At 74.6% G+C, this 14,080-nt stretch carries 13 protein-coding genes; 5 read left to right on the forward strand and 8 right to left on the reverse strand.

Annotation, left to right across the window (positions count from 1 at the left end; genetic code table 11):
- Positions 1 to 71 precede the first annotated feature (71 nt).
- Positions 72 to 995: an ADP-ribosylglycohydrolase family protein gene (locus ACZ4XJ_RS12375; protein WP_362882855.1), complete on the reverse strand. Its 924-nt coding sequence runs from the start codon at positions 993 to 995 to the stop codon at positions 72 to 74.
- Positions 992 to 1,660: a TetR/AcrR family transcriptional regulator gene (locus ACZ4XJ_RS12380; protein ID WP_468496120.1), complete on the reverse strand. Its 669-nt coding sequence runs from the start codon at positions 1,658 to 1,660 to the stop codon at positions 992 to 994. Before ACZ4XJ_RS12380 ends, ACZ4XJ_RS12375 begins: the two co-directional genes overlap by 4 nt.
- A 215-nt stretch (positions 1,661 to 1,875) precedes the next feature.
- On the opposite strand from ACZ4XJ_RS12380, the gene ACZ4XJ_RS12385 reads away from it, so the two are divergent.
- From ACZ4XJ_RS12385 to ACZ4XJ_RS12395, 3 genes are all read left to right on the forward strand, one after another.
- Positions 1,876 to 2,391 (forward strand): hypothetical protein, encoded by a 516-nt coding sequence (locus ACZ4XJ_RS12385; protein ID WP_362882852.1) that lies wholly within the window; start codon positions 1,876 to 1,878, stop codon positions 2,389 to 2,391.
- Between the two features lie 101 nt (positions 2,392 to 2,492).
- A complete protein-coding gene (gene lnt, locus ACZ4XJ_RS12390; RefSeq protein ID WP_468496121.1) occupies positions 2,493 to 4,130 on the forward strand; it encodes an apolipoprotein N-acyltransferase in 1,638 nt (545 codons plus the stop codon).
- A 34-nt stretch (positions 4,131 to 4,164) separates the two neighbouring features.
- Entirely contained in the window at positions 4,165 to 4,650 is a 486-nt protein-coding gene (locus ACZ4XJ_RS12395; protein ID WP_362882848.1) for an NUDIX hydrolase, read from the forward strand.
- A 104-nt stretch (positions 4,651 to 4,754) separates the two neighbouring features.
- Here the strand turns inward: ACZ4XJ_RS12395 and ACZ4XJ_RS12400 are convergent, their stop codons facing one another.
- Positions 4,755 to 5,552, reverse strand: coding sequence for a trypsin-like serine peptidase (locus ACZ4XJ_RS12400; protein ID WP_468496122.1), 798 nt, complete (start codon positions 5,550 to 5,552; stop codon positions 4,755 to 4,757).
- 202 nt (positions 5,553 to 5,754) lie between these two features.
- Between ACZ4XJ_RS12400 and ACZ4XJ_RS12405 the strand changes: the two genes are divergently transcribed.
- Positions 5,755 to 6,573: an alpha/beta hydrolase gene (locus ACZ4XJ_RS12405; RefSeq protein ID WP_362882844.1), complete on the forward strand. Its 819-nt coding sequence runs from the start codon at positions 5,755 to 5,757 to the stop codon at positions 6,571 to 6,573.
- A gap of 54 nt (positions 6,574 to 6,627) precedes the next feature.
- On the opposite strand, the gene ACZ4XJ_RS12410 is transcribed toward ACZ4XJ_RS12405, so the two are convergent.
- Entirely contained in the window at positions 6,628 to 8,094 is a 1,467-nt protein-coding gene (locus tag ACZ4XJ_RS12410) for a glycosyltransferase family 39 protein (RefSeq protein ID WP_468496123.1), read from the reverse strand.
- Between the two features lie 160 nt (positions 8,095 to 8,254).
- Between ACZ4XJ_RS12410 and ACZ4XJ_RS12415 the strand changes: the two genes are divergently transcribed.
- A complete protein-coding gene (locus tag ACZ4XJ_RS12415; protein WP_383989254.1) occupies positions 8,255 to 9,544 on the forward strand; it encodes an ATP-binding protein in 1,290 nt (429 codons plus the stop codon).
- A 349-nt stretch (positions 9,545 to 9,893) separates the two neighbouring features.
- On the opposite strand, the gene ACZ4XJ_RS12420 is transcribed toward ACZ4XJ_RS12415, so the two are convergent.
- The 4 genes from ACZ4XJ_RS12420 to ACZ4XJ_RS12435 all read right to left on the reverse strand — a co-directional run bounded on the left by ACZ4XJ_RS12420 (position 9,894) and on the right by ACZ4XJ_RS12435 (position 14,075).
- Positions 9,894 to 10,499, reverse strand: coding sequence for a hypothetical protein (locus ACZ4XJ_RS12420; RefSeq protein WP_468496124.1), 606 nt, complete (start codon positions 10,497 to 10,499; stop codon positions 9,894 to 9,896).
- Positions 10,496 to 12,133 carry a serine/threonine-protein kinase gene (locus ACZ4XJ_RS12425; RefSeq protein WP_468496125.1) on the reverse strand — a complete coding sequence of 546 codons (1,638 nt, stop codon included), beginning with the start codon at positions 12,131 to 12,133 and terminating at the stop codon, positions 10,496 to 10,498. The genes ACZ4XJ_RS12420 and ACZ4XJ_RS12425 overlap by 4 nt, the downstream gene beginning before the upstream one ends.
- A gap of 124 nt (positions 12,134 to 12,257) precedes the next feature.
- Positions 12,258 to 13,514: a Tm-1-like ATP-binding domain-containing protein gene (locus ACZ4XJ_RS12430; protein WP_468496126.1), complete on the reverse strand. Its 1,257-nt coding sequence runs from the start codon at positions 13,512 to 13,514 to the stop codon at positions 12,258 to 12,260.
- A 48-nt stretch (positions 13,515 to 13,562) separates the two neighbouring features.
- Complete coding sequence (locus ACZ4XJ_RS12435) at positions 13,563 to 14,075, reverse strand: NUDIX hydrolase (RefSeq protein ID WP_468496127.1); 513 nt, start codon at positions 14,073 to 14,075, stop codon at positions 13,563 to 13,565.
- Positions 14,076 to 14,080 lie beyond the last annotated feature (5 nt).

Genomic DNA, 14,080 nt, shown 5'->3' on the forward strand with positions numbered 1-14,080 from the left:
GGGAGCGTCCCGTCAGCCCCATGACCGACCGTCCCGATCACCCCGACCGTCCCGGCGGCCCCGGTCGGCGCTCAGCCGGTCGGCGCCGCGAGGCGTTCGGCCAGGGCGCACAGGGCCCGCGCGTCCAGCACCCGGTCTCCGTGGCCGGGTAGCGGCACGTGCAGCGGCTCCGTCCACTCGGCAGGGACGGCGTCCCGGCCGTGGACCGCGCCGGCCAGGATCCCGGTGACGGCGGCGACGGTGTCGGTGTCGCCGCCCAGGTCCACCGCGGCCCGTACGGCCGACGCGAAGTCGGTGGTGGTCCGCAGGGCCCACACAGCCGAGCCGAGGCAGGGCCACACCGCTCCGTTGAACTCGGTGGCGAGGCCCGGGTGCCAGGCCGGGTCGAGCACCCGGGCGTAGCGCTCGCGGTGATCGGGGTGCACCGCGTCGAGGGCGTCGGGCAGGGCGGCCAGCGGGTCGTCCCCGTCCAGGGCCACGCGTACCAGCTCGTGCAGTACGGCCGTGCCCTCCCAGGCGGCCCGGTCGCCGTGGGTGAGGGCCGCGATCCGGCGGGCGGCGTCCATGGTGGCCTCGCGTCCGGCAGCGGCGAACCACACGGCCGAGGTGGAGGCGCGCATCAGGGAACCGTTGCCCGCGGCCCGCGCGTTGATCTGGAAGTGCAGGGCGGCGGCCAGGTCCCAGGCCTCGCCGTTGGTCAGGACGTCCTCGGTCTGGAGGCCGATGTCCTTGGGGTGGCCGGCGGCCCACCGTTGGAAGCGGGCGAAGACGTCGGGCAGGTCGAGCCCGCCGTGCTCCAGCAAGGACTCCCCGACCAGCACCGCCATCTGCGTGTCGTCGGTCGCCTCGCCGGGATCCCAGCCGCCACCGCCCCGCATCTCCAGCCCCCGCGCGGTCAATTGGCCCGCCGGGCCGAACTCGTAGGGCGCGCCGAGGGCGTCGCCCGCCGCCGAGCCGAGTACGGCGCCCACGGCGCGGTCGAGTCGGGTGGTCACGGGGTCTCCTCGGGGCACACGGTGTTCAGCAGGCGGAGCGTGAAGGCGTCCAGGTCGTCGAGGCCGGCCGCCGCCAGGGTGGCGGGGGCGCCGGCCAGCAGGTGCGGGATCGCGCCGTGCAGCGCGAGGGTCAGGGCGCGCGCCCCGTCGGACCCCTCGGGCAGCCCGGCCGCCTCCCACAGCCGCCGGTGCGCGGTGAAGTCGCCGGCGCCGATCGGGTCGATCAGCGCGGCCGGCCACGGCCGCCGGGCCGCCTCGGCCCGCAGTTCCAGGTAGGCGAGCATCCGCGACCGGCCGGGCCCGGCGAGGTCCCGCAGCCGTCCCGCCAGAAACGCCGCCAACTCCGCCCGCCCGGACGGCCCGGGTGCGGCTCCGGCGCCCGATCCCGCCACGGCTTCCACCCCGGCGCCCGACGCCGTCGTGGTGTCGGCCGCTCCGGCGACCGTTGTCGGGCCGAGCGCCGCGGCCACGGCCCGGTACTGCTCCAGGCAACGCTCCGCGACGGCCCGCAGCAGGGCTTCGCGGGTCGGGAAGTAGTTCTTGGTCGTCCCCGCCGGCACGTCGGCGGCGGCGTCGACGGCCCGGTGCGTCAGCCCGCGCCCACCCGCCCCGCCCAGTACGTCCACGGCGGCGTCGCGCAGCCGGTCCCGCCGGTCCTGATTCACCCCGTCAGGATAACCACGCACGTGGTACCACGGATGCGGTACCACACATGAGGTATCCAGGTGCCCGGTTGTGCGGCCGGCCGGGTCGGGTTTCCCGAACGGGCGGGAGGGCAGACGCTCCACGCGCCGGGCGGGCGCGGACGAGCCACCGGCCCCGTCGGCCGACCGGGCGAGAGGCGGTGGCGTCCATGCGGAACGTGAGTACGCTGGCACCCATGACCGGTCATCCACCGGGGCCGCTCTGGACGGGCCGAGCCTCGAACCGCGTGCAGTGGGTCCTCGCCGCCGCCGGAGCCGCGTGCCTGGCGCTCGGCATCGAGCTCGCCGTCGACGGCTCCTGGACCTCCGGTATCGCCCCGCTGCTGATGTCCGTGGTCGGCTGCCTCGCCGCTGGCCTGCTGATCCTCTTCGGCACCCTGGCCTTCGTGCACGTCGCCGTCACCGTCGACTCCCAGGTCCTGGAGGTCCGCTGCGGCCACCTGGGCCTGCCGCGCCGGAAGATCCCGCTCTCCGAGGTCACCTCCGCCGAGTTCGTGCCCCGCATCACCCCGCAGCAGTGGGGCGGCTGGGGATACCGCTGGCGTCCGGAGCAGGGCACCGGCGTCATCGTCCGCCGCGGCGAGGGCGTGGAACTGCGGCTCGGGGACGGCAAGCTGTTCACGGTCACCGTCGACGACGCCGAGAACGCCGTCCGCGTCATCCGCGCCCACCTGCGCGCCCTGGCCGGCTGAGCCCCTCACCCCCGCCCGGGCCCCGCGGCCCGCCGCCCGTCAGGGGCCCCCGCCCCCGGGCCTTGCCCGCCTTTGGCGTGCGGGGACGTACACTCCGCCAGATGAGCAGCAGTGTCACCCGCGACGCCGGGAACGACCCCTCCCCGTCGCCCCCCACCACCCCCGGAACAGCCGAAGCGAGGACCGCCGGCGCCGACGCGCCCGGATCCGGCGCACTGTCGCGGTGGGCCGCCCGGCTGGTGCGGCCCGTACTCGCCGTCCTCGCCGGGGTGCTGCTCTACCTCAGCTTCCCGCCCCGCCCGCTGTGGTGGCTGGCGCCCCTGGCCCTCGCCCTGTTGGCCGGGTGCCTGCGCGGCCGCCGCGCCCGGGCCGGCTTCGGACTCGGGTTCCTCTTCGGACTGGGCTACCTGCTGCCGCTCCTCGTCTGGACCAGCGAGGGCGTCGGCCCGGTGCCGTGGATCGCCCTGGTCACCCTCGAAGCCCTCTTCATCGGACTCGCCGGCCTCGGCATCGCCCTCGTGAGCAGGTTGCCCGGGTGGCCGTTGTGGGCCGCCGCCGTCTGGGTCGCGGACGAGGCGCTGCGCGCCCGCGCCCCCTTCGGCGGATTCCCCTGGGGCAAGCTCGCCTTCGGTCAGGCCGACGGGATCCTCGTCCCGCTCGCGGCCCTCGGCGGTACCCCGCTGCTCTCCTTCGGCGTCGCGCTGTGCGGCTTCGGCCTCTACGAGGTCCTGCGCACCACCCGCGAGCACCCCCGGCAGGCCACCGCCGCGCTCGCCGCGCTCGCCGTCGCCGCGCCCGTCGGGGCGGCCCTCGCCGCCCGTCCCCTGGTCTCCGACGCGGCCGAGGACGGCAAGGCGGTGGCCGCCGTCATCCAGGGCAACGTCCCGCGCCTCGGCTTCGACTTCAACGCCCAGCGCCGCCAGGTCCTGGACAACCACGCGAAGCGTACGATCCAGCTCGCCGAGGAGGTCAAGGCGGGCCGGGCCCCCAAGCCCGACTTCGTGCTGTGGCCGGAGAACTCCTCCGACATCGACCCCTTCACCCAGCCCGACGCCTACGCGGTCATCGACCGGGCCGTGAAGGCCATCGGCGTGCCCGTCGCGATCGGCTCCGTACTGGCCCCCGAAACGGGCCCGCTGCGCAACACGATGATCCTGTGGGACCCGGTCAAGGGCCCCGTGGACACCTACGACAAGCGCAAGATCCAGCCGTTCGGCGAGCGCATCCCCATGCGGTCCTTCGTCCGGCTCTTCAGCGCCGACGTGGACCGCGTCCGCCGCGACTTCGGCCCGGGCAAGGACCCCGGGGTGTTCGACATGAACGGCAGCGGGGTCGGCATGGTCACCTGCTACGAGGCCGCCTTCGACGACGCCGTCCGCTCCACCGTCCGGGCCGGCGCCCAGGTCATCGCCGTGCCCAGCAACAACGCCACCTTCGGCCGGAGCCAGATGACCTACCAGCAGCTCGCCATGGACCAGATCCGCGCGGTCGAGCACAGCCGGACGGTACTCGTCCCCGTCACCAGCGGGGTCAGCGCCGTCATCCGGCCCGACGGGTCGATCAGCGAGCGGACCGAGCTGTTCACCGCGGACGCGCTGGTCACCGAGATCCCGCTGCGCTCCACCGAGACCCCCGCCACCCGTTTCGGTCCGCTGCCCGAGTACGTGCTGCTGCTGATCGCCGCCGGTGGGCTCGCCGGCGTCCTGGTCCGTCGGATCCGCGCCGGGCGGGCCGCGTGACGACGCCGCCCGCCGGGCCCCGTAGGGTCGTCGGATGACCACACCCGAGTTCATCCGGGCGATCCGGGCCGGCGCCGGACAGCAACTCCTCCTGCTGCCCGGAGTCACGGCCGTGATCGTCGACGACGCGGACCGCGTCCTGCTCGGCCGCCGTGCCGACACCGGGCGATGGTCGGTCATCGGCGGGATCGCCGAACCGGGGGAGCAGCCCGCGACGACGGCCGTCCGTGAGGTGTACGAGGAGACGGCCGTGCGGTGCGTCCCCGAGCGGGTCGTCCTCGTTGAGATGCTGGCGCCCGTCGTGTATCCCAACGGGGACGTCTGTCAGTTCCAGGACATCACCTTCCGCTGCCGCTTCACCGGCGGCGAGGCCCGCGCCCACGACGGGGAGCTGCTGGAGGTCGCCTGGTTCGAAGCGGCGGAGCTGCCGCCGCTGGAGCGGTTCGCCCTGGAACGCGTCCGGCGCGCCCTCCTCGACGAACCGACCTGGTTCGCGCCGGCCGCGACCGACGGCGACTGACCCCCACACCGACGGCGCCCACATCGACCGACGCCCACACCGGCCCACGCCCATATCGACCGGCGCCCACCGCGGCCACCGATGACGCGCACCCCCGGTGACGCTCAGCCGGCGGACCGCGGGGCCGTCGCGAAGGCTCCCGGCGCGGACGCCTCCCGGTACAGCGCCAGTGCCCGCTCGCCCATCACCGCGCTGTACGAGACCTCCGGGACCGTGCCGCCGCCCTCGTACCCGCCGAGCACGCCGGCCAGTTCCCCGTCCACGAGCCAGGGACTGCCGCTGGTGCCGCCGCTGAGGTCCGGGCAGTCGACGCGGCGCTGCGTCGGGGAGAACAGCTCGGTGGAATTGGTGCAGCTCAGTGGGGTCTCCCGGGTGCTGGGGTAGCCGAGGATCGTGACGGGGACGTCGTCCGGCTGCTGCCCGGCCACGGCGAAGCCACCGACGACGTCCTCGACGCGGGCGCCGTCCAGCGGGGCGAGCGTCGCGAAGGCGATGTCGGCGTCCGCGTCCTTCCCGTCCTGCCAGCCCGGGGCGACGTACACGCCGGTCAGCCGCCACACCCCGTACGGGGCCCCACCGTCCCGGTAGCCCGGGACGAAGACCGCCGTGTCGGGGTCGTCCAGGCAGTGCGCCGCCGTCGCGATCAGGTCGTGGCCCTCGCTGCGCACCACGGCCGCTGTGCAGAAGTGGCCGCCGTCCAGCCCGCCCGCGAACAGCGCGCCCACCCGGTCCGCCACCGCCCCGGCGCGGGCCGCGACGGTGAAGCCCGGGGGCGGCGCGGCCGGCGGGTCGGGGACGTCCACGCCCAGCAGGGCGGCCATCGCGCTCAGGGCGAGCAGGAGCCGGGACGCTCGCCGGGTGCGGGGGCGGCCGGCCTGTCGGGGGAACATGCCTTGGATCATGTTCCGAGCCTCCCCGTCGAAACCGTGTGCGGAGCCAGAAATTCCATATGAATCAGCTGTGAATCCGGGAGGAGGGCCCGGGCGGAGGCGGAACCGGTCGAGGGCCGGCCCGGCAGGCGGTCGCACAGGCGGGACCCGGCCCGCGGGGCGAGACTGGCAGAGGTGCTGTTCAGGGGGGCCCAGGCCTTCGGGAGGTCCCGTCATGACCACACGGCGCACACCGGTGATCTTCATCCACGGCATGTGGCTGCACTCGACGAGCTGGCACGGCTGGGCCGACCGCTTCCACGACGCCGGATATGAGCCCTTGATACCGGAGTGGCCCGGGGTGCCCGATACCGTCACCGGGGCCCGCCGGTTGCCCGAGCCGCAGGGCGGCGTGGGTCTGGCGGACATAGCCGAGGCGTACACCCGGGTGATCCGTACGCTCTCCGCCCCGCCGGTGCTCGTCGGGCATTGCGTCGGCGGGTTCGTCGCGCAGCACCTGCTCGGCGAGGGGCTGGCCTCGGCGGCCGTGGCGATCGCCCCGGGCCAGATCAAGGGGGTGAAGACGCCGGCCCCGGCCCAGGCGAAGTCCGCGTTCGCCGTCCTGCGGGACCCCGGCAACATCCACCGTTCGGTCTCGCTCAGCCGGGAGCAGTTCCGTTACGCCTTCGCGAACGCCGTCTCCGAGGCGGACGCGGAGGCGCTCTTCGACGCCTGGACCATTCCGAGCCCCGCCCGGCCGCTGTTCCAGCTCGCCCTCGGCAACTTCACCCCGCACTCCCCGGCCCGGGTGAACACCGACAACGCCTCGCGCGGCCCGCTGCTCCTGATGTCCGGCCGGCTCGACCACATGATCCCCGACGTGCTGACCCGGTCCACGTACAAGCAGTACCGGCACTCCCCGGCCGTCACCGAGTACCAGTGCTTCGAGGACCGGGGTCACTCCCTGGTCGTCGACCCCGGTTGGCCCGAGTTGGCGACCGCCTCCCTGACCTGGCTCGGCACCCACGCCCGCCCCCTGGCGAGCGCCCGCTGAACCAGCGCCCGCCCCCTGCGAGCACCCGCTGAACCCGCGCGGGACAACGCCGGGTCAGCCGCGGCGTTCCCAGACGGTGACGCGGCGGCCGCGGAGCTGTTGGTCCTCGACCACCGTGAAGTGCTCGCGCAAGGCCGCCGCCTTGGCCTTGTCGCGCTCCGCGCTCGGCGGGCGGGCCACCGCGTCCGCGTCCGTGACCAGCAGGACGCGGCGCCGCTCCAGCAGGGCCGCGCGGATCCGGGACGGGTCGGCCTCCTCGCCCTTCAGGGTGGCGGAGGCCGTCGGGCTCTCGGCCAGGGCCACGTCCGCGAGGTCCCGGAACGGGCCGGGGGAGACGAGGGCGGTGTCGCGCCGGGCCGCCGGTACGAAGAGCACCGCGTCCCCGGGACGTCCCAGCCGGGCCACCTCCCCGGCCACGGCCAGCACGTCGTCGACCCGGCTGGCCGGGGCCCGCTTGCCGAGTTCCACGGGCAGCAGCGCGAGCACCGCCACCCCCGCCACCGCCGGGACGAACAGCGCCCGGGCCCCGGGGAGGCGGGGCGTCAGGGCCCGGACGCCCGCGCCCAGCGCGGCGCCGATCAGCAGGGCCAGCCCGAGCATGCTGAACAGGACGTAGCGGTCCAGGAACAGGGGCTGCACGAGGGACAGTCCGATCAGGGCGAGCTGCGGCACCACCAGCAGCGGCAGCCCCACGGCGGCCACCGTGAGCCGGCCCCGGGCCGGTCGGTCCGCCCAGGCCCCGAACGCCCCGACGGCCAGCAGGATGCCCGGCCCGATCATCATGTGCCAGGTCAGCGGCGGTATCCAGGACACCTGGTCGGACTGGCCCCGGCTGAACAGGATCAGCGGCAGGGCCCCCGTCACCGCGCCCGCCCCGGCGGCCGCCCAGCGCAGCCACACCCCGCGCCCGGCCCGCACCCACCACAGGGTCACCGCGTGTGCGGGCAGCGCCAGGAGCGACAGCCAGTTCAGCAGGGCGCAGACCAGCACGAGCAGCCCGTACGCCGTCCAGCGCGGCCACGTCCGCCGCCCGGGGGCCTCCCGGAGGAGGGCGACGAGGAGCAGCGCCGACAGCGCGGCCCCGGCGGCGACCAGCGCGTAGGGCCGGCCCTCCTGGAGGTAGAACTGCACGGCGGGCAGCAGTCCGAGGGCCAGTCCGGCGCCCAGCCCGACCGCGGGCCCGGACAGCCGGTTCCCGATCAGGGCAACGCAGGCGGCGGCCGCCGCGACCGCGAGGACGGACGGCAGCCGCAGCGTCGTCGTACCGGCGCCGAACACCTCGAAGAGGCCGTGCATGAACAGGTAGTACAGGCCGTGCACCGCGTCCACGTTGCCGAGCATCGCCCAGATCTCGCCCACCGACCGCCCGGCGACCTGCCAGGTCGCCGCCTCGTCCCGCCACACGCTGTCCTGCCGGGACAGCCCCCACAGACCGAGCGCCAGGGTCCACAGGACCGGCACCACCCGGACGAGGAACGGACGGTGGCGGGCCGGCGCGGCGCCGGGTATGTGGGATGTCATGAAGGCGCGCGGATCCTCGGTACGGGTCGTCGGTGGAAGACACCAGTCTATGGACGACACGGAGGGTTTCCGGAGGCGGTGTTGTGCACGACGGAGCGTGATCGCCCGGCCCCCTGGCCCCTAGCCTCGCCGCAGGAGCACGAACGAGGGGCGGTACCCGGTGAACTGGCTCATCCACGACTACCGCGAGAGCGATCTCGCAGCGGTGGTCCACCTGATCGACACCACGGCCGAACTCGGCCAGGAGTCCGTCTTCTCCCTGGCCGAGTGCATCAGCGCCCTCACCGACCGGCAGCCCTGCGTGGTCGCCGTCCACCAGGGCGTCCCGATCGGCGCGGCCCTCGCCTGCGTGACGGGGGAGCGGGCCTGGGTGATGCGCCTCGCGATCGCCGCCGGCTGGCGCGGCCGGGGACTGGCCAGCGCCCTGCTCGTCGAGCTCGAACGCCGGCTCATCGCCGCCCGCGTCGGCCGGATCGCGTACGTCCTGCCCGAGGAGGACATGCTCGGCGAAGGCCTCCTGAACGCCGGCTACACCCGGCAGCCCGCCGTCGCCTACTTCGAGAAGACCGAGCCGCTGCACGGACCGGCCGCCGGCCTCCTCGACGACCTCGGCGGCCGGTTCCTGCCGAGCGACCTGTGGGACAAGGTCGCCGGCATGGAGAAGGAGAAGGACCTCATCGAGCGGCGCGTGGTGCTGCCGCTCGCCGAACCCGAACGGGCCGCCTCCCACGGCGTGCGCCCGCCGCGCGCCATCACCCTCTTCGGACCGCCCGGAACCGGCAAGACCACCTTCGCGCGGGCCATCGCCTCCCGGCTCGGCTGGCCGTTCGTGGAACTGCTGCCCTCCCGTCTGGCGGACGAGGGCAATCTGGCGGCGGCGCTGCGCGACGCCTTCGCCCGGATCGGCGAGCTGGAACGGGTGCTCGTCTTCATCGACGAGGTGGAGGAGATCGCGCCGGTGCGCACCGAGCCCGCCCAGCCGGGCGGGATCCACGGCGTCACGAACGAACTCCTCAAGCTGATACCCGGCTTCCGGGAGGGCGACGAACGGCTGCTGGTCTGCGCGACGAACTCGGTCCGCTCGCTCGACCCGGCGTTCCTGCGGCCCGGCCGCTTCGACTACCTGATCCCGATCGGCACCCCGGACGCCGGGGCGCGCGCCGCGATCTGGTCCCGGTACACGGCCGGACGCGCCGACGTCGACGTGGCGGCGCTGGTGGCGGCGACCGAACTGTTCACCCCCGCCGACATCGAGCACGCGGCGCGGATCGCGGCGCAGGTGTCCTTCGAGCGGGACCTGGAAGCGGTGGGCGCGCGGGGCGCGGCGGCCGCGCAGCTCGGCGCGACCACGGCGGACCACCTGGCGGCGATCGCCCAGTGCCGGCCGACGGTGACGCCGGCGATGACGGGCGAGTTCGAGGCGGACATCACCGCCCACGCCCGGTTCTGAACCCCGTCCGCCCGGTTGCGGCGGGGGGACGGAAACGAAGCGGCCCGCAGCCACTCCCCAAAGCGGCTGCGGGCCTCCCCGCACGGACTCGGCATCCGCGCGGGACGGCCACGTTCCGGTTGGGGGTGTGTCGCCGGCTGGAACGTGGCACGCAGGGTGCCCGAGGGCGTCCTGCACGCCCTCGTCCACACCTCCGAGTCAACCAGCGCGGGGAGTGGCGCCGCTTCGGCCGGACGGCCACGTCCGGCCGGCCGGAAGGACGGCCCCGGGCCACGGACCCGGGGCCGTCCCTTCCGGCCGGCCGGCTTCGGGAACGGACTGCCCGGACGGTCGCCCGTCGGGCCCGCCGTCACGGGCGGCAGCGGTAGGTGAACTCCACCGACGTGGTGCGCCGTACGGGCTCGATCAGCTGGAGTTCGGCCTTCGCCGGGTGGCTCCCCGTGCCGTGGAACGTCCACAGCAAGTGCAGCGCGGCCTGATCGCGACCGCTGGGCACCCGCTCCGTGAGCTCCTGGGAGCTGGTCCCGTCGCTGCGGACCCAGCGGTAGACGAGGGTGCCGGGCCGGCCGTTCGTCGAGACGAAGGCCACCACGTCGGCTGCGGCGTCGCAGCCGGGGCCCTGTGGGTCGGTGCTGACCCTCACGTCCCGCACCTCGATGGACGGCCCGAATCGCTGCCAACCCAGGTAGCCGAGGACGAGCGCCAGGACCACGAGGGCGAGCGTGTACCGGCGCAGGCCGCCGCCCCCGCGCGCGGGCCGCGCGACCGGCGCCGCGACCAGCGGGAACGGGGCCGGTATGGCGGCCGTCACCCCGGGTCCGAACCGCAGTACGGAGCCCTCGACCCGGTCGGGGGCCGCGTCGGCGGGCGCCGGGGGACCGGTGAACCAGTGACTGCCGAGGACGGTGGCGCTGTACTCCTCGTCATCGGCGTGCGGTGCGCGGGGCTCACTCATCGCGGCGGCTCCGGCTGCTGGCAGCGGCGCAGCAACTGTGAATCGGACGCCGAGGAGTTCCCGGCGGCGGGCTTGGTGGTCACCCGCACCCCGCCGTAGCAGCCGCTGCCGCGGCTGAAGGCGTGGGAGCGGACCACCGGGGCGAGGGATCCGGCCTGCACGACGAACGTCTCGCTGCCGTCGGCCGTGCTGAGGGCGCCCGGCGCGGTGCCGAGGAACCACTCCACCACCACGGTGACCGGGCCGGTGCCCTGCGCCGCGACCGACACCGTGGCGTCGCCGCGGTAGATGCCCGGCGCCAGCGACACGTCGACCTTGGTCACCCGCAGCGTCGGGGTGGGGGTCGGCGTCGGCGTCGGCGACGAGGTCACCGTCGGCTTCGGGGTCACCGAAACGCTCGGACTCGGCGGATGCGGCGCCGAGTACGAGGGCGACGGGGTCGCGGAAGGCGACGGCGACGGCGAGGCCGAGGCCGACGGGGAGGTACTCGGGGACATCGACGGGCTCGGGCCGGCCGACACCGTCGCCGACGGGGCCGGAAGCGGCGGGGCGCCGCCCGGCGGGGCCGGGCTCGTGGTGGCGAAGTCGCTGAGCGCGGAGGTGTTCGGCGGGGTGCCGCCGATCGCGTCGGTGGTGAGCACCAGCAGCGCGCCCAGCACCAGGGCCAACCCCGTCGCCAGCCAGCCGGCTCGCCCCGGAGCCCACCCCGACCGGCCGGCGAACGTGGTGCCCGCCACCGCGGTGGTGCCCGCCGCCGCGGCCCCCGCCGACGGGAACAGCAACGGCAACAGGGCGGCCAGCGCGGCCAGCTTGCGCTGCCCGCGCTCCTCCCACTGCGGCCCGTAGGCGGCCAGCGCGACGTCCTCCAACTCGGCGACGAAGGCCTCCGCGTTCTCCGGACGCTGTTCCGGCAGTTTGGCCAGACCCCGCCGGATCAGCGGGCGCACCGGCTCCGGGGCCTCGGTCTCCGGCACCGGCGCCTCGATGTGCTGGACGGCGAGTTCCGCGAAGTTCTCCCCGTCGTACGGCTTGCGCCCGGTCAGGCACTCGAAGAATGTCGCCGTCGCCGCGTACACGTCCGCCGTCGGCGATGCCGGTCGACCCTGCCACTGCTCGGGGGCCATGTACGCGGGCGTGCCCGCGACGCCGGGCGTCGTGCCGCGCCCCGCGGCGATCCCGAAGTCCACGAGCTTGGAGGAGCCGTCCGCCGAGACCAGCACGTTCTCCGGCTTGTAGTCGCGGTGGACGACACCGGCCCGGTGCGCGGCCGCCAGCCCCAGCAGGGAGCCCTTCAGCACCACCAGCGCGGCCTCCGGCTCGGCGCGTCCGGACTGCTTGAGGACCGCGCGCAGGGAGATCCCGTCGACCAGTTCCATCACGATCGCGGCGCCGCCCGGCGCCTCGACGTACTCGTACAGCCCCACGACGTACGGCGAGCCGAGGCCGCCCAGGAGCCGCGCCTCCGCCCGGAACTCCCGGACGAAGGCGGGGTCCTCGCGCAGCCTGTCGCTCAGGTACTTCACGGCGACCGCGGTGCCCGTCGCGTCGTGGACGGCGAGCACCACCCGCCCGCTGCCGCCCGCCCCGAGCTCCCGTACCTCGCTGTATCCCGGTACCGTCCACTCACCGCTCATCGTTCGCCCCCCGTCCGTGGCATCGCCGCATCCCCGCCCGTCGTACCCGACCGGCCACCACCAGGGACACGTTTCCGCCACGGCTGGTTCCCCACCGGGAGGGGCGTCTCGAAGTGCTGTCCGCTCAGGCCGCGGCCGCGAGCGCGCCGATCATGGCGTGCAACCGGTCGGCGGCGGCCCGGCCGAAGGACGGGTCGTTGATGTGGGTGTCGTAATCGTGGATCCGGGCGGCGCTGCCCCGCAATCCCTCGCGCAGCGCCGAGAACAGGGCCCGGTCCGCGCCGGGGTCATGGTAGGGCCCGCCCGGCGCGCCGAGCGTCGACAGTCCGCGCAGTGGGACGCAGATCTCCGTCGGCCCCGTCGAGCCCCGTAGTTTGGCGGCGACCCGACGGCCGAGCTCCGCGCACTCGGACTCGTTCGTGCGGATCACCGTGATCGAGGGGTTGTGGACGCGGACGCGGCGGTAGCGGGCCCGTTCCGGCAGGCTCTCCAGCGGCCCGAACTTCACCATGTCCAACGCCCCCAGGCTCACCACCTGCGGAACCCCCGCCCGCCCGGCCGCGGTGAGCCGGTCGGGTCCGGCGGTCAGGATGCCGCCGCACAGGTCGTCGGCGAGTTCGCTGAGGGTGAGGTCCAGCACGCCCGCGAACACGCCCTGACCGGCCAGGGTCTCCAGGGTGCGGCCGCCGGAGCCGCTGACGTGGAAGACGAGCACCTCGTAGCCCAGCTCCGTCAGCCGCTCCCGGGCCGCGTCCACCCCGATGGTGGTCACGCCCGCCATGCTGGCCGCGACGAGCGGCCGGGGACCCGACCCGAGCCGGCCCCGCCGGGCCGGGTCACGGCTGCCGCGGGCGTACCCCTTCGCCATCCCCGCGACGGCCTCCACCGCGTTGGCCAGTACCGGGGCGGACACGCTGTTGATCCCCGCGATGTCCACGATGCTGTACATCATCGTGAGGTCCGAGGATCCGACGTACGGGGACACGTCCCCGGACGCCATCGACGAGACCATCACCTTCGGCACGCCCAACGGCAGGGCCCGCATCGCGCGGCTCGCGATGGAGGTGCCGCCGCTGCCCCCGATCGCGAGGACCCCGTGCAGCCGACCCTCGGCGTGCAGGCGCAACAAGGTCGCCTCGGCCCCCTCGGCCATCGTGGTCACGGCCGCACCCCGGTCGGCGGCCGCGCGCAGTCGCGACAGTTCCGTACCCGCTGCCCGGGCGACCGCTTCGCGCGGCACGTCCGCGGGCACTTTCGGTTCTCCCATGATCCCGGTGTCGACCAGGATCACCTCGACGCCGGCGCGCGACAGCCTCTCGCGCAGCCAGCCGTACTCGACACCCTTGGTGTCCAGGGTTCCCACCAGCACGACGTTCGTCATATGTGCAATGTCCATGCAGGTGGGGTTTGTTGGCAAGTAAAGGTAGGGTCAACCCTTCAGGAGCATCAACAGTCGCTCCAGGAACGGGATTTGAGAGGCCATCAGCTTCTTTTCGGCCACCGGGGGAGTGAACCAGGCCACCCGGTCCAGTTCGGGGAACTCCTCCTCGCGACCCGAGTGCGGCGGCCACTCCATCGTGAAGGTCCCGGGCACCATCAGCGCGGGGTCGAGGTCCGCCTCCACCGCCCAGATGGTCACCAGCTTGCCGCTCGTCAGTCGTACGTCACCCAGTGGCAGGTACTCGCCCTCCGGCGGCGGCAGCCCGATCTCCTCGGTGAACTCCCGGCGGGCCGCGTCCCGCGGCGTCTCCTGCGGCCCGTACTCGCCCTTCGGGATGGCCCAGCCCCCGGCGTCGCGCCCCGACCACAGCGGACCGCCCATGTGGCCCAACAACACCTCGATCCCGTCCCCGGGATCCGTCGCGGCGCGCTCGGCGCCGCCGGTGGTCCGCCGGAAGAGGAGCAGTCCGGCACTGCGCTTGTGGCGTTTCGGTTCCGTCATGGACC

This window comes from Streptomyces sp. NPDC029836 (genome assembly GCF_055574495.1).